A 19065-nucleotide genomic window follows, 5' to 3' on the forward strand; every position below is an offset into this window, starting at 1 on the left:
TAGTGGCCACCGTGCTCACTCACCCAGACCATCTCAGGGGCACAATGGGCTGTTGTGAGAGCTACTGACTATCCGTACTGCCAGCGTCCGTTCACTGTGTTAGCCCATCGTGGTGGCGCCAGGTATGGACGTCAACAAGGGGATCGAGAACACTCTTGCTGCCTTTGGGCATGCGGTCGAGGTGGGATGTACCTATCTTGAAACCGACGTTCACGCGACCAGCGACGGGATGTTAGTGGCATTCCACGATCCGATACTCGATCGCGTCACTGAATCGAGCGGCGTCATTGCCGCCATGCCCTGGCACAAGGTCAAACAAGCCAAGGTCGGTGGTGAACCGATCCCCACCTTGGACGAGATACTTGACGCCTTTCCCGAGGCGTTTATCAATATCGACATCAAGCATGATGGCGCCACTATGCCGCTTATCGATGTTCTTTCCCGTCACCAGGCATGGGGTCGGGTTTGTGTTGGGTCCTTTAGCAGTAACCGTATCCGGACGTTCCGTCGACTCATTCGGGAGCGCACTGCGACCGCGGTGGGACCTGTTGGGGTTGGCTGGGCTGTCGTCGGCCCTCGTAGCATGCAAATGGCAGGGTCTTGCGGAGACGCCTACCAGGTGCCGCATCGCTTGACTCGATATGGAGCCCCCCTTGTGACACCGACCTTTATTGATGCTGCTCATCGTCTGGGGCGAGCCGTTCACGTCTGGACGGTCAACGAGATCTCTGAGGCTCGAGAGCTGATGGACATGGGAGTTGACGGCATTGTTACAGATCGTCCTGACCTCATGTGCGAGTTTGCTCGCGTCCACCAGCCGAAGGAGGCGCCAACTCTTGTCCCGCGGTGATCCACTGTGATCGCTGCTGCTAACGGTCGCCACCGTACGTCCACGGCGTGAACGCCTGTCTCGGCCGTCGGTTCTGTGCCCCGAAATTTGTTGCTTGTGGGATGCTGGGGTTGTTGAGGCCCGACCAGGGCTTGATGCCTACAAGCAGGAGGGAGCATCATGGCCGACCGTGCGCTACGAGGCATGGGTTTAGGATCCAAGAGCTTCGAGGATGAAGAAGGCGTTGAGATGGCCGAACGCCAGGAGATTGGCTTTGACTGTCAAAACGGCCACCACTTTGATCTCACCTTCTCCACTGAGGCAGAACTACCGAGTTTGTGGGAGTGCCCGCGCTGTGGCGCAGAGGCGCTGCGTAGCGACGGCACAGATCCTCAGCGGAAGAAGCAGAAGCCGCAACGTACCCACTGGGACATGCTTACTGAGCGTCGTTCGATCCCCGAACTCGAAGAACTACTTGCCGAGAGGCTGGACGAAATCCGCAAAGAAGATTAATCCTGCTGAGGCCGTGTGGCCGATGTGCCCCGTGGACGTGGTCCATGGGGCACACACTTTTTGTCAGCGGTGAGAACGGCGCTCCTTGATGTCACCGGCGACCTTCTCGGCTCGGTCCAAGGCCACGTGGCCAAGATCTTTGAGTTGGTGAGAGCGGTAGTCAAGCCCCCACATAGTGGTACGTAGCAACGCCTCGACGACGATATCCTTGCTCATCTTGGAGTTGCCGTATTCACGCTCAATAAACTCGATCGGGACTTCCGCGACGGTCATACCTTTCTTGAGGGTACGCCAGGTGAGGTCGAGCTGGAAGCAGTAACCAGCCGAGGCGACATCCTCAAGTCCGATAGCGCGCAGAGTGTTAGCGCGGAAGGCGTTGAATCCGCCGGTGGGGTCTTTGACACTGATCCCCAGGCACATCCGGGTCCATAGGCCACCACCTCGCGAGATGAGTTCGCGATACTTTGGCCAGTTGACCACCGATCCGCCCTTGACGTAGCGGGACCCCTTGACCATGTCGGCGCGCTTGAGGGCCTCCAGCAGTAGCGGCAATTGTTCAGGTTGGTGGGAACCGTCGGCGTCCATTTCGACCAGCACGTCATAGCCGTGGTCAAGGCCCCAGCGAAATCCGGACAGATACGCAGCCCCCAAGCCTTCTTTACCTTTGCGGTGCATAACGTGGACGTGGTCGTCGCTAGACGCAATGCGGTCGGCAATCTCTCCAGTACCGTCCGGCGAATTGTCGTCGGCGACGAGAACGTCGACGTTCGGGTTGGCGCGGCGGGTCCGCGCAACGATGGTCTCGATATTCTCCGCTTCGTTGTAGGTCGGAATAACGACAAGGACCTTGTCGAGCCGGACTTCAGTGTCGGTGGCGGACATCCCTCTCCGATCTGTTGTGATTCGCTTGTGCGAGCATAGCGCGACGGCGTTGCAGTAACGACACCGCGATGGTCCCTGATGCACACACGAGGATGACGATCCGTAACAACGGTGCAATCTGTACACCAATAGTGAGACCGGATTCGAGAGGCATGGTCACTGTGAAATTCGTATGGCCACCCTCGTTAGTGCGCAGCGCTACAGATCCGTCAGGGTTCACCAGCCCCGAAAAAGAATTCGTGGTTGAGACGACAATATGTCGTCCGGTCTCTACCGCTCTTGCCCTGGTGATCTGCCACTGTTGCGGCGTCTGGCTGGTACCGATAAAGGATGAATTATTCGACTGAACGGCCAGAATTTTCGCCCCGTGGCGCACCGCGTCAGCGACTGTGTCGTCATAGGCCACCTCGAAGCAAGCCACCACACCAATTGAGACTTGCTGGCCAGCGATCGTGGCATCAAGGACACCTGGGCTCGTCCCGGGGACAGATTGCCGCCCAATATTTTTCAGGACGGGGATGAGCGGAAGGAAAAAAGACCGCGCAGGGATCCATTCGCCAAAGGGAACCAGGTTACGTTTGTGATATGTCGAGGTTGGCTGCGGTGACGATGGCGGCCACCACATCGATGTTGTCTGCCGCTCATCGTTGCCGGGGCCGTCAGTCACGGCGCCGACTAAGATCGGCCGATTCGAAAGAGCCAGCGCGCCCATGACGATTTGGTGACTCTCGAAATCGAGAACTGGGTCGACATCGGTGGAATTTTCCGGCCACAACACCATGTCGGGGGCAGGGCTGCCGGACACTCTCTGCTCGGCGACGGCCATGATCGTCTGGGAGAGATGATTGTCGGTGACCGACCGTGCATATCCCATCGCGTATGGGCCTGCAGTTCCGTCCACTCCCCCCTGCACCACCAGGACCCGCGCATAGCGTTGGTGTGGACTGCGATGGTTCGCCAGGGTGACGCAGACGGTTCCCATTAACGCGACGACGAGAAACTCTGCGACGAGAACGATACTGGTGCGGCGCTGACTCCTCCCCCTGGTCGAGACGACACGGGCCAATAGCCCGGCCGCCAGAGCCACGAGGAAGCTCGTACCGACACTGCCAGCCCATCTGAGGATACCCACCCACGGTGTGTCGACAACGGTCCATGCCAGTCGGACCCAACCGAACCCGCCCAGCGGGACGGCGGCAGCCCCGACCTCGGTGGCCGTCCACACCATTGCCTGCCATACCGGGGCCTTCGGTAAAACGCTGACGCACCGAATCGCCCACCCGGCGATCAGACACCACAACGCCATGACGGCGATGAGCAGCACCGCTACCGGCGGTCCCATGACGCCGACCCATGCGATCGTGGTAGTAAATAAGCCGATTCCGAACAAGTATCCCAGCCCTGCCGCGGCCCGACCAGTGGTAGTGCGCACCAACAGGATGAGCGCGGTCAGACCGGGAATGACAAGGATCCACCAGCCCAGCGGTTGGAAACCAGTTCCGGTCGCGACACCGGCAGTAAACGCGGCCACACCGCGCAGCCACGAGATGCGCGGCAGGTGAAAAATCATCGAGTTCCCAGCATGCCGAGGTCGTCGAACACGGTGTCGAGGACGACGACTGTTTCTGTACCGCAATGGCACTCTTTGCGGATGCGTGTAAGCAGCTGATCGAGATGGCCGGTACTAGGCGCTTGGACTCGCGCCAGATAAGACGCTGCTCCAGCGATGGAGTGACAGCCCCGTACCTCGGGAAAGGTCCGCAGGATACCGGGTATCGCTTCGTCTTCCTCAGGATCGATAGGGTTGAGGAAGATGAACGCGGTGATACCAGCACCAATCGCCTCAAGGTTTAAGGTGGCGTGATACCCGGTGATGATCCCCTTCGCCTCAAGACGCTTGACGCGCTGCTGAGCGGCGGAGGTCGATAGGCCGGTCTGATGGCCGAGTTCGGTCCACGACATCCGACCATCTTTCTCAAGTAAACCGAGGATGTGACGATCGGTGGCCTCAAGGATCGGAGACCGATCTTCGTCCTCGTCGTCGTGATGCTTAGTCATAAATGGCTCCTCCCTGCCCCTGGCTCGACCCAATGGGATTTCAGCACGTGAATGGTTGATCCAGCGAGCAAGTTTGGTGCAGCAGACGCTAGCCGCGATGGACGTCCTTTGCCGTCCAGGCACACCCGTTTCACGACCTCTAGGTCAAAGCTTGCGAACCAATCTTCCAAGTCAGCGACACCCGAATAAGACTGGTTAGGGGTGTCATGCCAGGAATACGGTAGATCATGGGAGGTCGGCATCCTTCCACCCATGACCTTAAGGCGGTTACGCCAGTACACGAAGTTCGGCACCAGGAGGATAAGCAGAGTGCCGATACGCGCCATTTCGGCAAGCACCTCATCAGGGGACACGATGGCTTGCAGAGTCCGGGACAAAATGACGACGTCATAGGAATCGTCGTGAAACTCCCCCAGATCCTCGTTGAGGTCCAGCCCCAGCACAGGCACTCCAGCTGACATCGCGGTGATCAAGGACGAGTGATCGAGTTCGACCCCAGTGCCCAGGCAGCCGCTGGTGGTGATGAGGTGACGAAGAAGCGAACCGTCACCACAGCCCAGGTCGAGAACCCGGGAGTGCGACGGCACCAATGAGGTAAGTATGCGTTGATCGGGACGAAGCGTCACAGCGCCGTCTCCCTCGTACACAGGTGGCCGTCGAAGTGCGGGGCGCGACGTGATGCCCGCATCGAGAGGCGTTCGGCTGTCAGAAAGGCTCTGACGAGGTCGTGGTAAGGACCCAGCCTCATGAGGAAGGAATCGTGGCCCCAAGAAGACGCAATTGTTGCGAAGCTGACCGGTAATCCGGCTCCTTCGAGGTGCCGCGCGATGCGCCGCGAGTGGGCCGGAGAGAACCTCCAGTCGGTATCGAAGCAAACTACGAGGAAATTCACGGGGTTGGCGATAAGGTCGTCAGTGGCACCTGCTCGGCCAAAGGGATCGAAGTAGTCCATGACGCGGGTGAGGTAGATGTAGCTCAATGGGTCGAACCGGGTCAGAAAGGCTTCTCCTTGATGATCGAGATACGATTCAACGGCGAAATTGGTACCGAACCCCCGCTCGACTGATTCGGACTGACGGGAGCGCCCGAATTTTTCGGCAAAAGCATCCTCTGATAGGTACGTGATGTGGGCGAGCATACGGGCGATTGACAATCCGGTGTCCGGACGCACGTCGTGGTAGTCGCCTTCAGCAAAGGCCGGATCCCGCAGGATTGCCTCGCGTCCAACCGCGGAAAAGGCGATGTTCTGAGCCGTTAAACCACTTGACGATGCGATGATGATGGCGTTATCAAGGGTCGACGGACGGGTGAGTGACCAGTCGAGGGCCTGCATGCCACCCATGGAACCGCCGATGACGGCGTGGAAATGTTCAACGCCTAGGTACTGTGCGAGCCGTAGGTGCACCTCAACGAAGTCATGCATGTCGATTTGGGGGAAATCGAGACCCCAGCGCTTCCCGGTATCGGGATTAATCGAGGCTGGTCCCGTGGTGCCGGAATACCCTCCCAAAAGGTTGGATGAGATGACGAAGAACCGGTTGGTATCAATGGCGCGACCAGGCCCGATGATGTTGTCCCACCACCCTGGACGGTCTTCTCCGGGATGAAACCCGGCGGCATGGGCGTCACCGGTGAGCGCATGACAGATGCAGACCGCGTTGTCGCGGGATTCGTTGAGTTTCCCGTAGGTCTCGTAGGCGACAGTGACGTGCCCGAGGCGCTCACTTGCAACCAGATGAAGAGGATCGTCTGGCACGGCGACAGTTGCGTACTGAGTCTCTACGGTCCCGACACCGGGACCCTCCGGACTGATTCTAGGTGCTGGTAGACGGGGTAACATCGATCCTATCTTGCCAGTTTTCGTCGTCATGCGCGTGAGGGGTCATAAGCCACTACGCTCTTAGTCGTGCGCATGATGGATCAAGCGGGCCTCGAACACGTGTTGAAAGGTATGACGGGACAGCCCCGGGTGGTGTGTGGTGGCTCTGGATCCACTCCCCTGCCTCTTCTCGACGTCGTTGATCGGTGCCTGGAGACGTGGCGGTTGGTGTGTATCAACGCCCCGGTCGGCGTGCCGATACGTACGGGGGTTACTCACGAAACGGTCTTTATTGGCCCCGGGGCCCGCCACGCTGAGAATCTCGAATATGTCCCGTGTCGGCTGAGCCTTGCTGCACAGCTCTACGAGGGTCGGTTCGCCCCGGATATCCTCCTCCTCCACACCAGCACACCTCGCAGCGGCGCGGTCAGCATGGGCATTGAGGTGCAGGTGCTCCCTGCTGCGCTGGAATCGGCGAAGCATCGGGGAGCCCTCGTCATTGCTCAGGTGAATCCGAGCATGCCATATGTTTTCGGGGACGGAATTGTCGACGTCGACGACATCGATATCGGAGTCATCGTAGACACTCCTTTACCGACGGCCGCCATGCCGTCGCCTGGTCCGATTGCGCAGCGGATTGGCGACCTCGTGGCTTCCCGGATGCCTAACGGGGCAACCCTCCAGGTGGGTATCGGTGCTGTTCCCGATGCCGTCGTGGCAATGCTGCCTGATGACAGGGCTTTTGGCGTGTGGACTGAGCTACTCACCGACTCGGTCCGACTACTCGAGGAGGCTCACAGCCTTGACGAGCGCTTCATCACTGGAACTTTCGCTATGGGTACCCCTGCCCTTTATGAGTGGTTAAATGAGAACCCCCGAGTGCAGTTGTTGCGCTGCGAGAAAACGAACAATCCGAGTTTTATTGCGGCCCAGCCGAAAATGACGAGTGTCAATGCGGCGCTGCAAGTAGATCTGTTTGGTCAAGTCAATGCCAACCGGGTACGCGGGAAAATCTATTCCGGGATTGGGGGATCCACTGATTTCTTGGTCGGGGCAATGCACTCCCTAGGTGGACAAGCGCTCATCGCCATGCTGAGTTGGCATCCGAAGGCTGACTGCTCGACGATCGTCGGGTTGCTGGACTCCCCCGCATCAGCGAGCCAACCTTCGGTGGTCGTCACCGAACAGGGTGTCGCAGATTTCTTCGGGAAGTCCCAAGAGGAGCAGGCGCGGCAACTCATTGAGAATGCTGCTCATCCTGACGCCCGCGGAGAACTCTGGCGTCAGGCCAAAGAGTTGTCCCTGGCGTGACACTGGCCCTCATATCGTCGGGACATTGACACCTAGCAACGCGGAAAGGACAGTAATGACGCCGTTGTCGGTGTTCGGCGGGGCAACGTAATTGGATGCCCGGATGATGTCAGGATGACTGTTGGCCATGGCAAAGGACCACTTCGCCAAGGGCATCATCTCGAGGTCGTTGAGAAAATCGCCGAAGATGGCGGTTTGGCCGGCAGTGACGCCGAGGTCACGCTGAACAGCCTCGACGGCACTGCCCTTATTGACGCCTGGGTTCATGATGTCGACCCAGTTAGGGGTGGCGAGGATTACCTGGTGCTCGCGGGCGATACGCTGCATCGTCGGGTGGGTGGTGTCAGAAGCCTCATCGAAGTCGTAGATGGAGAGCTTGATAACGTTGTCAGTGTGTTCGGTGAGGTCTTTGACGACTGTGTGGCTGTGGTAGTACGTCGCCACATGGGAGACAAAGGGGTCATCTCCGCGCTCAAGGTAAGCCATAGATTTGGTGTCGACGACCAAGCCGACGTCATGGCCGTCGTCGCGGAGTTGCCGAACTCCGGTGATAACCTCATGGGCAAGGTTGGGATCGATAAGAGACGATGAGATGTCGATACCGTCACGGACAACGTAGGTTCCGTTCTCCGCAATAATCGGCATGCCCTGTAAGTGAGAGTGGAACATCGTGGACAGCGTGGTGCATTGGCGGCCCGAGGCCGGTACGAAGGCGATGTCACGATCCTTCATGGTTTCGAGCAGGGGCCACAGCTGCGAGGGAATATTCCCATCGCCGTCAAGGAGGGTGCCATCCATGTCGGAGATCACCAGGCGAAGGTCGTTTGCGGGGGCAGGGAACGGAGTTGGATTCGGCATGTCCACGTGGTCAGAATAGCGAAACCTTCAGGCCGCGCGGTTGGTATAAATACTGCACTGCTCATCCACGCGGGCGAGACTTACAGTGTAACGAATCGATCGACGCCTATACCATTTGTGGTGGCGTTCGGTATGCCTACGGATTACGCTCAATGGTGTGCCTTCATCCTCCCCTGGTCGCACCAACAGCCGAAGAGCGCTCAGCTCTCGCCAGATGATGGCTCTGGATGCCGCTCGGCTGTACCACCTACGGGGGTTGGATCAAGCTGCGGTAGCGCAAGTCCTGCACGTGTCGCGTCCTCAGGTCTCGAAACTGTTGGCAACCGCGCGCGAGTTGGGATACGTTCGCACCCATGTAGTTGATCCTCGCGAATCCGATCCGGGAACTTGTGCAGACTTTAACCCAGCGTTTTCGTATCGCCGGACTGCTCCTCGTAAGCCCCACTGGTCCGACGACCGGCGACCTGCTACACGCTCTGGGCTCGGCTGCCGCTCACCTGGCGAACATCCTCGTTCTACCCGGTGAGGAAGACGTCTCGTTCTGGTGGTCCCAAACAGTACAAGCGTGTGCGCTGGAAATGGCCCGTGCCCCGCGGCGACCACGGGCTTTGAACCAATGTGCGGGCACGGCTCCGGGCCACGATGTCCATCTTTCGATGAAGACGTTCATGGAACGTACGGACTTGGTAGTACACCCCTGCCCGGTGCCGCTGCTGCATCCCAGTGTCACAGCGCGATTGAAAGCTGAGGATTCACCAGCGGCGCGACAACATGCGAGTCGACGTGTCAGCAGTGCCGTGCTCATACTTGGCTCCTCCCCACAGGAAATGGACCTGATTCGTCGCAGTGATCTGGTGACTTCACAGGAAAGCGAACAGATCCGTAGAAATGCGGTGGGACATCTGTGTGGGCGATTCATCGACGACGATGGACGAGTGGTGGCCCCGACCTTGGGTCAGCGCACCTCAAGCCCCACCCTGGCTCAATTACGTCGCAGTCGACGCACTGTGCTCATCGCTCACGGGACAAATCAGGTCAAGTTCGTCCGTGCTGCGGCATTGACAGGTTATGTGGACCATATCGTCACGGATGTGTCCACCGCCGAACTGCTCCTCAAGTAAGCCTGACGATGACCCCCACGTCATTTCGTGGCCTCACATTGGCACGAATGTGCCACTTGAAAAGGGCACGGAAGCCCTACAGTGATCGCTCTGAGCAAAGGAGTTCACATGAGCATTACCGCTCTCATCGATCACACACTGTTGGCTCCCGATGCCACAGTGCAGCACATCAGATCCCTGTATCGCGAGGCCGTCAATCATGACTTTTACAGCCCTACCCGGGTAAGGTTGGCGGCAGTCGAGCTAGCCGGTTACGCCCCACGCGTGTGTGCCGTTGCTGGTTTTCTCTCCGATGCACACCCTAGTGAGACCCGGGCCATTGAAGCTAAGACTGCCATTAGTGATGGCACAAACGAGGTCGACATAGTCATCAACGTGGGCGCCGTCAAAGATAGTGACGGGGGCCCTGTTGAGTCCGACAAACCTACTGTCGTTGACGCCGCAGGCAAGACCATAGTTAAGGTTCTCTTCGAGAACAGCGAACTCACCGACAAGAAAAATGTCCGAGCTTGCCAGGCCGTAGAGCGATACGGTGCCTATTTCGTTAAGACCTCCACGGGAACCTCCGAACACGGCGCCACTGCCCACGCCGTCTCACTCATGCGTCGCACCGTGGGTGATCGGCCGGGGGGTCAAGACATCCGACGGTATTCGTACTCCCGAGGACGTGGCGACGATGCTAGGAGCCGGCGTCACCCGTACCAGTGCGTCCGCCGGAGTCTCCGTCCTCGCCGATGAGGAGGCACTGTGACCACCAAAGGCACCGCTATCGTCAACGACACGGACGTGGATAGTGGCATCCCAAATACGTCGTGGGGCTTCATCAAGGACCACACCTTGCAGTTGCGTGACGGATATCTGAATCGCACTCCGATCTTCCAATTTATCCTGCTGTCGGTCTGTTTCCCGATGTGGGGCATGGCTGCGAGCATGAACGATATCCTCATCACCCAATTTAAGGCTGTGTTCGCCCTCTCGGATCTAGCCAGTGCGTTTGTGCAGTCAGCCTTCTACGGTGGCTACTTCCTCATCGCTATACCCGCGAGCCGGGTAATTCGTCGCACCAGCTACAAGACAGGACTGCTCATTGGCCTGAGCGTGTATATTCTTGGATGCTTGCTGTTCTTTCCAGCTTCGCGCGTGGCCACATATACTGTGTTTTGACGGCCTTATTTTCCATCGCCGTTGGTCTGTCTTTTCTGGAGACTTCGGCGAACACGTACTCGTCGATGATTGGCGATCGGAAACATGCAACCCTGCGCCTCAATATTTCTCAGACATTCACGTCGCTGGGATTCCTGTGTGGTGCTCTTATGGGAAAGTTCCTTGTGTTCACTGATGGCGCTGCGCTACACGAGCGCGTCGCCCATGCTCGGACGGTGGTCGAGCGTGAGGCCATCACCGCGGAGGCTTTAGGACGTACGCTCAGCCCTTACAGGGTTATCATCGTCATGCTGGTGGTGCTCGTGGTGCTCATCGCCATTACCCAGTATCCTCACTCTAAACCGTTGCGCAACGATGCAGAAGAAGCCAAGGCCCCCATCGGTGAAACTCTTGCATATCTGGCGAAGAACCGCCTGTTTCGTGTCGGGATTCTTACCCAGTTCCTCTATGTCGGCTTGCAAACTTCATTATGGACCTTCACCATCCGATTGGCCCTGAATCTTGATCCGGCGCTGAACGAGCGCACAGCTGCGAACTATCTGATCGCCGCATTCATTTCGTTTTTCATTGGAAAAACGATCGCCAACCTGCTGATGACCCGAATGAACGAGAACAGGATACTGATGACCTACTCACTGCTCGGGGTGCTGTGCATCACCTACATCGTCGTTATGCCAAGTTTCACAACCGTCTACGCAGCGGTGATCGCCTCGGCGCTATTGGGGCCGGGGTGGGCGACAATATTCGCACGAAACCTTGACCTAATCGAAGACAAGCGCTACACCGAGACCGGCGGTGCGGTCATCGTTATGTCGATCATTGGCGGTGCTGCCATCCCGGTGATGCAGAGCTACCTGTCTGACACCACGGGCTCTATGAGATTCAGCTTCATCGTAAACGCCTTCTGCTTTGCCGCGATCTTCGTGTTCTTCCTAGTGGTCGATCGTCGTGATCAGAAACAAATCTGTGACCTTGCACCTGCGGCCCTGAAGGAGGCATCTCGTGGTAACCACTGATAACTCAACCGACCTCGAGATCACCCTGTACCCTGAACTGTTTGGTGAAAGAGAACGACAAATTCTCCAGACTGGTGAGTGGATCGTAACCGCATGGCGGTACCTTACCGGGATTGTTGCCTTGCGGATCACCAACACCCGTGGGTACGTCGAGGTTCTCCCTTTTATGGGTCAGATTTTGTGGGACGCCGTGTTTGACGGTCAATCTCTACGAATGGACAGCATGTTCGAGGTTCCTGTGCAAGCTCGGCAGATCGTCGAGACGTATGGGTGCTTCGCCTTCCAATCCGGTCTGCTGGCTGCGGGATGTCCGTCCCCAGAAGATGATCATCCGCTACACGGTGAGTTTCCATGTGCACCAATGCGCTCGGCAAAACTTGTCACAAAACACGGACCCTCCGGAGTTCCTGCGGTCACCTTGGTCAGTGAGTATGAGTATTGCATGGGTTTTGGACACCACTATCTTGCGCGGCCCACGGTGACCCTGCGAACCGGCTCGGCTACGTTCGACATCAGCCTTGAAGTCACCAATCTGTCGAAGTATCAGTCGATGCCATTGCAGTATATGTGCCACATGAACTATGCGTTCATTCCCGAGGCCCGGATGAGTCAGTCCTTACCCGACGGAGCCTTCCAACTGCGTCGCAGCGTGCCGAGCCACGTGACGCCAACACGTCAGTGGTCCCGGATTAATGAGGAGATTCTCGCTGGGGACATCGATGCTGACTCGTTGGTCGGTGCAGAGGCATTCGACCCCGAGATTGTGTACTTCGCAGACGACTTACCGAAATATGGCGAGACTGTCGAGTTTAGAATGCAGGCTCATGCCAACCATAACTTTGTGACTCGCTTCCGTACCGACCAATTCCCCGTCGCTACCCGGTGGATTCTTCATAATGCTGATCAGAGGGTGGCCGCATACGTGCTGCCAGGTACGAGCAGACCCGAGGGACGATTGGCTGCCGAAGCCGCCGGAACCCTCATTCATCTGGCTGCCGGTGCGGCCCGTACGTTCTCCGTAACCACCGGGCTTCTCGCTCCAGGTGAAGCCTTTGCCCGAGAGGTGCAGTGACATGGACATCGCCATTGTTGGGTCCAACATGGTGGACCTTATCTCTTACATCCATCGTATGCCATCAGAGGGTGAAACCGTTGAGGCTCCCGATTTCCGAATGGGATGCGGCGGAAAGGGCGCAAATCAGGCAGTCGCTGCGTCACGCCTAGGTGCAGAGGTGGTGATGGTCACCCGAGTAGGAAACGATGTGTTCGCCGACACTACGTTGAAAAACTTTCGCAAGAACGGCATCGATACCACCTATGTGCTACGCACCGATGCGAGCTCTGGGGTGGCGCCGATCTTTGTCGATCCAGACTCGCGTAACTCCATCCTCATCATCAAGGGAGCTAACGCTCGGTTGAGTCCGGCTGATGTCGAGGCTGCCCGAGAAGACATTGCCAGATGCAAGCTTATCGTGCTGCAACTGGAGATCCCATTAGAGACAGTTTACGCCACGATTGAGTTAGGGGAAGTACTGGGAATCCCAATACTTCTCAATCCAGCTCCAGTCGCACCAGAACTGGACCTTGAGCGAATTCGCGGAATTGAGTTTTTTATACCGAACGAGTCCGAGCTGGAACTCATAACAGGGATGCCGGTAGATACCCTCGACGATATCGGTAAGGCTACTGATGTGCTATTGGGAGCGGGCATCACAAATATCATCGTGACCTTGGGCTCGCGTGGTGCGATGTGGGCCCATGCAGATGGACGCGAAATCATCAAGGCCCCGGCTGTTCAGGCCGTAGACACGACGGGTGCCGGTGACGCCTTCATAGGTGAGTGGGTAGACCACGGCGACGTGACAGCGTCGATCCGTGCGGGAAACCGTTATGCCGCCGATTCGGTCACGCGTCACGGAACTCAGAGTTCCTATGCATTGGCTGATGGGAGCCTTCCGGAGGGGTGAGAGCCAGTGGGGCCGGGAAGTCGAAAGCCTGGTCCCACTCAAGGTGCGGATCTTGTAGTCCTCAGAGCAAGGGCCCCGAGGATCTTGTGATGCAGCTCGCGAAGCTGGAGATCACCTTGAGTACGAGTCCAGTCGAGCTTCATTGGGAAGTCTGCGACGGCATACGCTGGACGTGGTGAGACGACCACGACGCGATTCGATAGCAGTAAGGCGTTCTCCACAGCCGCTCCAATTCCCCTTGCAGGGTTGAACGGGTGAGTGGGTCGGTTTGCTCAGGGGTTCGTCGAGGATCAAGATCTCGGTGTTGGAGCCGAGCGGTCGCACAAGCGAGGCGCGCTGAGCCACGCCGTCAGACAACTCCGAGGAGTAGGGCGTATCGGAAATGGTCGAGCCCGATCATCTCGTTGATTCGGTGGGTCTATTCCAGGTCATCTTGGTGACCTTGTACCCATCGGCTGACACTGCGTTCGGTGTGGAGCCACGGCAGCAATGTCGGATCCTGGAAAAGCAGGCCACGACACGGGACCTCAGGAATACCAATGCCGCTCGCGGACTTCACAACGTCGGGCTGACAGGATTTGAACCTGCGACCCCTTGACCCCCAGTCAAGTGCGCTACCAAGCTGCGCCACAGCCCGTTTTGGATCACTCGATGACCCGGGGAAACACACTAGCGTACTTCTGTTCCTTCGACAAAACTGGTCACTTCCGCTGTCGCTTCGCCCGAGGCCGGATCTCCACATGAACGGGTGAACCGGCAAACCCGAAGTCCTCACGCAGCCGCCTGATGATGAACCGTACATACCCTTGGTCGAATAGTCCTGATGTGAACAGGGCGAAGGTCGGCGGGCAGTTGTGAGCTTGGGTCCCGAAGAGGATCCTCGGTTGTTTTCCTCCCCGCACCGGGTGTGGGTGGGCCGCAGCGAGACGACCAAGGAATGCGTTGAGTTTGCCGGTCGAAACGCGTGTCTCCCAGCCTTCCGCAGCCGTCTCGATAGCCCTCTCGAGCTTGTCGACGTTTCGCCCGTTGAGCGCCGAAATGTTGACTCGTGGTGCCCAGGAGTAGGTCTGAACGTCGCGCTCGATCTCGCGCTCCAAATAGCGGCGTCGTTCCTCGTCAGTCAGGTCCCACTTGTTGTAGGCGATGACCATCGCCCGGCCCGCATTCTCAACCATGGTGAGGATTCGAAGGTCTTGGTCGCTGATCGACTCCGACGCGTCAACGACTACCACGCACACCTCGGCACGCTCGATGGCGGCTTGAGTGCGCAGTGAGGCGTAATATTCGTGCCCGGACGCTTCCTTCACCCTTTTACGTAAACCGGCAGTGTCAATGAACTGATAGACGGTGCCGCCGACAGTGACTAACTCATCCACAGGATCAACCGTCGTCCCAGAAATATCCGAGACGACTACGCGGTTCTGGCGCGCTATCCGGTTCAGAAGGGAGGACTTGCCGACATTCGGCTTGCCTACAATCGCGACCCGACGCGGTCCGTCCGATGACTCATGGCTAGTGCGATCTTTCGGCAGTACCGCAATGAGCGCGTCAAGGAGGTCACCGGAACCGCGTCCGTGGATGGCCGAAACAGGGTGGGGCTCCCCCAACCCAAGGTTCCACATCGTTGCTGCTTCAAGCTCACCGCGTGCGTCGTCGACCTTGTTGGCAGCTACCACGATGGGTTTGTGAGATTGCCTCAGTACCTGGACGACGGCCTCGTCTTCGTCGGTGGTGCCCACGTTCGCGTCAACGACGAACAGGACGGCATCGGCAGTTGAAATAGCTAATTCAGCCTGCTCGGCGATCATGGCTGCCATGCCAGAGGCATCGGAGGCCCAACCGCCGGTATCGACGAGGACGAATTGACGACCAGACCACTCAGCGTCATAAGACACCCGGTCGCGGGTCACGCCCGGGACATCCTGAACGACGGCTGCTCTGCGGCCAAGGATGCGATTGACGAGAGTTGATTTGCCAACATTGGGCCGACCAACAACGGCAACAACGGGCTTTAGAAGAGCTTCCTCGATGCCGTCGCTGGGGCCGTGGAGGAACTCGGGCGAGTCGGACATGAAGGAACGCTCCTATTAGGGTACTAAACCACGGTACACGGTGTGGCGGCAGTAAAAATACTGCTCAGCGCAACGAAACTGGTACCAGATCAATGACAGTGTTAATGACCTGATTCAAATTGAGGTGGGTGGAGTCGACCACAGTGACTCCCTCAGCTGGCTCCTCGAAGGTTGATACTGTCGCGTCGTCCCGGTCACGACGCACGATCGAATCAATGACCTGGGCCATGTCGATCTTCTCCCCCAGTTCGGTCCGACGCCTTGCGATGCGAACGGCAGGGTCAGCCACCAGAAGCACTCTGACCTGCGCGTCGGGGCACACCACAGTCGTGATGTCGCGCCCTTCCATCACGATGCGACCGCGGGCGGCCGCAACCTGACGCATGCGAGCGGTCAGGGCGTCACGAATCGGCTGAATCGTCGCTACCGCAGACACCGTGGCACTGGTTTGCGGATCACGGATCTCCTTGGTGACATCCTCCCCATCGATCACGACGCGATCATGGTTAGCTGAGGTATCAAGCTCTAAGTGGCAAGTTCGAGCTACCTCGATGGCATCATGGGGATTCGCTGCCGGATCGACGCCCAGATGAGCGAGGCGGCAAGCCACCGCGCGGTACATTGATCCGGTGTCGAGGTGGGCTAACCCAAGCCGCTGAGCGACTCCACGAGAGGTCGACGATTTGCCGGACCCGCTGGGCCCGTCGATGGCGATGACGAGAGGTGGGGTTGACACGTTCTGCCTGCCTTACGGTGACGATCTGACGGGGTGAGGCTATCGGTACTCACCGACATCTATCAGGACCGCACTGACCAGCCGTGATCGCGCATTGACACGGTCAGCGTTTGAGCACGGTCCGGGGCAACATCAATCGACAAATAACCAACTTCACGAGCTGGATCATGTTCCACCGACAAGTCTTCAACATTGACCCCAGCATCCTCGACGTCAGCAAACAGTCGCGCTAAGGCGCCCGGGGCGTCGGGTATCTCGACGACGACGGCGGACGTCTCTACCATCTGATGTCCATGCTTACCTGCCAGCTTACGGGCGCCCGCTTGACCAACGCTGAGGAACTCTTCTAAGCGTTCCGAATCATCAAGACGCGATAACAAGTCGTCGAGGTCGTCCCGAATTGCTTCTAACTGGCTGCGGACTTCAGCGCGGTTGGAGGTGAGGATCTGACGCCACATTGTCGTCTGGGAACGGGCAATCCGGGTGACGTCGCGGATGCCCGACCCTGCGAGGCTCAAGTGCTCAGAACGAGCGTGGCGCAGATTTGCCGCAGTAAGGATGCTCATCAGGTGGGGCAGGTGAGACACCTCCGCGACTGCCCGGTCGTGCTCGTTGGCGTCCATACTCACCGCCCGCGCGCCGCAGGCTCGGGCCAGAGCGACGACCTGTGCGACGTCCTCGCGACGGTTATCGGTGCGAGGGGCGATCACCCAGGTGCGGTTGACGAAGAGTTCGTCGGAGGCTGTCAGCGGGCCGGTGTACTGAGTTCCGGCCATGGGGTGGGAACCCACATAGCGAGATATGTCGACTCCATGCCCGGCAGCCACCGCGGTCACCTGTGACAACACCGCCCCCTTCACTGAGGCGGTGTCGGTGATCACCGCTTGGGGGTGTCGCGTCAACCGCTCAACGATCGTCGGCGCGACGACGGCTGGCGGGGTCGCGACCACGATCATCCGGTAGGCCTCGTCAGCAAGGTCATCGAGTTTGCCAGCTCCGCGCCCGGCAGCAACGAGCGTATTGCCACGATCGATGTCCCACAGATGCACGTCAGCTCCTGCCGTCACCAGGGCCTTACCAATGGATGCCCCAATGAGCCCAGTACCGACGATAAGGATGGGACCGTTCAAGGTCGGCTCGACGGATTCAAGATTCCCCACTGTCGACCTCCAACGCGGTCGCGGCGTCTAGACGTCGGAAGTGGCGGCGGGTCGAGGCGTGGCGATCAAGCAGACCTACCTCAAGGCTTGGGGGCTCGACGTCAAGGACGTTTTCCGCAGCACGTACGACGTCGGATATCGTCGCGCCATTGGGCAATTCGAGATGGGGCAGCTCGGCGGAGCGATTACTGGTTGTACCCATGAGGACAGGACCCGTGCCGGCACGCACGGAACCGTCGAAGTCGATGGTGTATAAGCGATCCTCCGAAGGGACCAAGCCAAGCTCGGCGACTGTGACCTGGACTTGATAGGGCTTAACGTCGGGGCGAGTAAACACCTTGCCAATAATCTGTGCATACATGCTGGCTAGGCTGCGCCCGGTGACATCGAGGCGGTCGTAGGCGTATGCGCGCAGGTCAGCAAAGCGGATACCCGCCACTCGGAGTTCCTCCGCTTCGTGGAACAGTCCGACGGCTGCGAAGGCCAACCGATCGTGGATTTCAGAGACCGACCGCATGCCCTTGGAAAGATCGGCGCTGCACTGACGCGCTACCAGCGCGATCCCTTCAGCGCATCTCGCGACGACGACGCCGTCGCCCCCATCGCGAATGGAATCTGAGACAAACTTGGAACGATCAGCTATCCACTCACTCGGTGGAGCATAAGCCGGAAGCGTCATGATCGGGCCTCCTCACGATCGGACTCGGCAGCGATCTGGTCGACGACCTGTTTCGCGAGTACCGCCACCTCCTCAGTCGGAAACCGGGTCACACCATGGGAATCTGCGTACGTCACTGCCGGGTACAGGCCGCGCGACAGATCCGGTCCCGACACAGACGATGTGGTGTCATCGCTGATGGCCGTGCCAAGGGCTCGGATAGCCAGCGTGACAGATTCGTCGCGATCCATCCCTGCTCGAAAGCCCTCGTTAAGGACGCCGCTTGCAAACAGAGCTCCGGACCCCACACAGGCATGGGAGTGTTCCTCGGTTCGCCCGCCAGTGCCGTCGTAGGAAAAGATCCGGCCACGATGGGCTAGATCATCCCAGCCTGCCAGCAGTGGAGTAACGGCGAGTCCCTGCGCCATCATCGTTCCATTAGAGCGCACCAAGCTCGACAGCCTGACCGCGCGGCCATCCATGCTGATCCGCTGTCCTTGAATCTTTTCAAGATGGTCAACTTCAGCTTGAAACAGGCGAATCATTTCCCCCGCCAGGCCAGCTGCCCCGGCGACGCCAATAACACATCGGTCGTCGGTGCCGAGGATGCGGTCGATGTCGGTCTGACCGAGACGCTTTGCCAATGCAGAACCCAGATCAGCAGCCACGACAACGCCCCCGCTGTAGCGAATCGCGAGTATAGTTCTGCCGTGCCTCAGCAGCTCGGGAACACTGGTGTCGACTGTTGTTGGGGGCAACAGCTCAGGAGCGACTCGCCGTAGAAGCACGGCGAAGGAATCGGTGGTCGTACCCGACATGAGGTAGTTCTTATCGAGATTAGACAACGACAACGGCATGACCCTCCTCGCCACGATGACACTGGGGCTTCCCAGCCTAGCTG

General features: G+C 58.6%; 16 protein-coding genes, 1 tRNA gene and 3 pseudogenes. 8 read left to right on the top strand and 12 right to left on the bottom strand.

Annotated elements, in window-relative coordinates:
• Positions 1 to 124 precede the first annotated feature (124 nt).
• Entirely contained in the window at positions 125 to 850 is a 726-nt protein-coding gene (locus F1563_RS00970; RefSeq protein ID WP_002526766.1) for a glycerophosphodiester phosphodiesterase family protein, read from the top strand.
• Between the two features lie 159 nt (positions 851 to 1009).
• Complete coding sequence (locus tag F1563_RS00975; protein WP_002526767.1) at positions 1010 to 1342, top strand: RNA polymerase-binding protein RbpA; 333 nt, start codon at positions 1010 to 1012, stop codon at positions 1340 to 1342.
• Positions 1343 to 1405: 63 nt separating this feature from the next.
• Here F1563_RS00975 and F1563_RS00980 read toward each other — a convergent pair whose 3' ends face one another.
• From F1563_RS00980 to metX, 5 genes are read right to left on the bottom strand one after another with little or no spacing between them, the layout of a single operon-like run.
• On the bottom strand, positions 1406 to 2224 hold the full coding sequence (locus F1563_RS00980) for a polyprenol monophosphomannose synthase (RefSeq protein ID WP_002526768.1): 819 nt from the start codon (positions 2222 to 2224) through the stop codon (positions 1406 to 1408).
• Entirely contained in the window at positions 2205 to 3794 is a 1590-nt protein-coding gene (gene lnt / locus F1563_RS00985) for an apolipoprotein N-acyltransferase (protein WP_002526769.1), read from the bottom strand. The genes F1563_RS00980 and lnt overlap by 20 nt, the downstream gene beginning before the upstream one ends.
• Complete coding sequence (locus tag F1563_RS00990; RefSeq protein WP_002526770.1) at positions 3791 to 4282, bottom strand: Lrp/AsnC family transcriptional regulator; 492 nt, start codon at positions 4280 to 4282, stop codon at positions 3791 to 3793. Before F1563_RS00990 ends, lnt begins: the two co-directional genes overlap by 4 nt.
• Positions 4279 to 4929: a methionine biosynthesis protein MetW gene (metW, locus tag F1563_RS00995; RefSeq protein WP_002526771.1), complete on the bottom strand. Its 651-nt coding sequence runs from the start codon at positions 4927 to 4929 to the stop codon at positions 4279 to 4281. Before metW ends, F1563_RS00990 begins: the two co-directional genes overlap by 4 nt.
• Complete coding sequence (gene metX / locus F1563_RS01000; RefSeq protein ID WP_002526772.1) at positions 4905 to 6152, bottom strand: homoserine O-acetyltransferase MetX; 1248 nt, start codon at positions 6150 to 6152, stop codon at positions 4905 to 4907. The genes metW and metX overlap by 25 nt, the downstream gene beginning before the upstream one ends.
• 42 nt (positions 6153 to 6194) lie before the next feature.
• Between metX and F1563_RS01005 the strand changes: the two genes are divergently transcribed.
• The gene (locus F1563_RS01005) at positions 6195 to 7412 is read left to right on the top strand and encodes an acetyl-CoA hydrolase/transferase family protein (protein WP_002526773.1); all 1218 of its coding nucleotides are present in this window, start codon (positions 6195 to 6197) and stop codon (positions 7410 to 7412) included.
• Between the two features lie 9 nt (positions 7413 to 7421).
• Here F1563_RS01005 and F1563_RS01010 read toward each other — a convergent pair whose 3' ends face one another.
• On the bottom strand, positions 7422 to 8270 hold the full coding sequence (locus tag F1563_RS01010) for a Cof-type HAD-IIB family hydrolase (protein ID WP_002526774.1): 849 nt from the start codon (positions 8268 to 8270) through the stop codon (positions 7422 to 7424).
• 214 nt (positions 8271 to 8484) lie between these two features.
• On the opposite strand from F1563_RS01010, the pseudogene F1563_RS01015 reads away from it, so the two are divergent.
• The 5 genes and pseudogenes from F1563_RS01015 to rbsK all read left to right on the top strand — a co-directional run bounded on the left by F1563_RS01015 (position 8485) and on the right by rbsK (position 13538).
• Positions 8485 to 9391, top strand: a pseudogene (locus tag F1563_RS01015) (sugar-binding transcriptional regulator).
• Positions 9392 to 9499: 108 nt separating this feature from the next.
• Positions 9500 to 10142, top strand: a pseudogene (gene deoC / locus F1563_RS01020) (deoxyribose-phosphate aldolase).
• Positions 10139 to 11571, top strand: a pseudogene (gene fucP, locus F1563_RS01025) (L-fucose:H+ symporter permease). Before deoC ends, fucP begins: the two co-directional pseudogenes overlap by 4 nt.
• Positions 11558 to 12643 (top strand): aldose 1-epimerase family protein, encoded by a 1086-nt coding sequence (locus tag F1563_RS01030; protein ID WP_002526779.1) that lies wholly within the window; start codon positions 11558 to 11560, stop codon positions 12641 to 12643. Before fucP ends, F1563_RS01030 begins: the two are co-directional and overlap by 14 nt.
• A gap of 1 nt (position 12644) precedes the next feature.
• A complete protein-coding gene (gene rbsK, locus F1563_RS01035; RefSeq protein ID WP_002526780.1) occupies positions 12645 to 13538 on the top strand; it encodes a ribokinase in 894 nt (297 codons plus the stop codon).
• A gap of 563 nt (positions 13539 to 14101) precedes the next feature.
• Here rbsK and F1563_RS01045 read toward each other — a convergent pair.
• From F1563_RS01045 to prcB, 6 genes are all read right to left on the bottom strand, one after another.
• Positions 14102 to 14175, bottom strand: a tRNA-Pro gene (locus tag F1563_RS01045).
• 64 nt (positions 14176 to 14239) lie between these two features.
• On the bottom strand, positions 14240 to 15610 hold the full coding sequence (der, locus tag F1563_RS01050; RefSeq protein WP_002526782.1) for a ribosome biogenesis GTPase Der: 1371 nt from the start codon (positions 15608 to 15610) through the stop codon (positions 14240 to 14242).
• 64 nt (positions 15611 to 15674) lie between these two features.
• Entirely contained in the window at positions 15675 to 16346 is a 672-nt protein-coding gene (gene cmk / locus F1563_RS01055; RefSeq protein WP_007433869.1) for a (d)CMP kinase, read from the bottom strand.
• Between the two features lie 62 nt (positions 16347 to 16408).
• Entirely contained in the window at positions 16409 to 17506 is a 1098-nt protein-coding gene (locus F1563_RS01060; RefSeq protein ID WP_002526784.1) for a prephenate dehydrogenase, read from the bottom strand.
• Positions 17493 to 18188, bottom strand: coding sequence for a proteasome subunit alpha (prcA, locus tag F1563_RS01065; RefSeq protein ID WP_172623577.1), 696 nt, complete (start codon positions 18186 to 18188; stop codon positions 17493 to 17495). The genes F1563_RS01060 and prcA overlap by 14 nt, the downstream gene beginning before the upstream one ends.
• Positions 18182 to 19021, bottom strand: a complete 840-nt coding sequence (prcB, locus tag F1563_RS01070) for a proteasome subunit beta (protein WP_002526786.1) — start codon at positions 19019 to 19021, stop codon at positions 18182 to 18184. Before prcB ends, prcA begins: the two co-directional genes overlap by 7 nt.
• Positions 19022 to 19065 lie beyond the last annotated feature (44 nt).

The organism is Cutibacterium modestum (assembly GCF_008326345.1).
Lineage (GTDB): Bacteria > Actinomycetota > Actinomycetes > Propionibacteriales > Propionibacteriaceae > Cutibacterium > Cutibacterium modestum.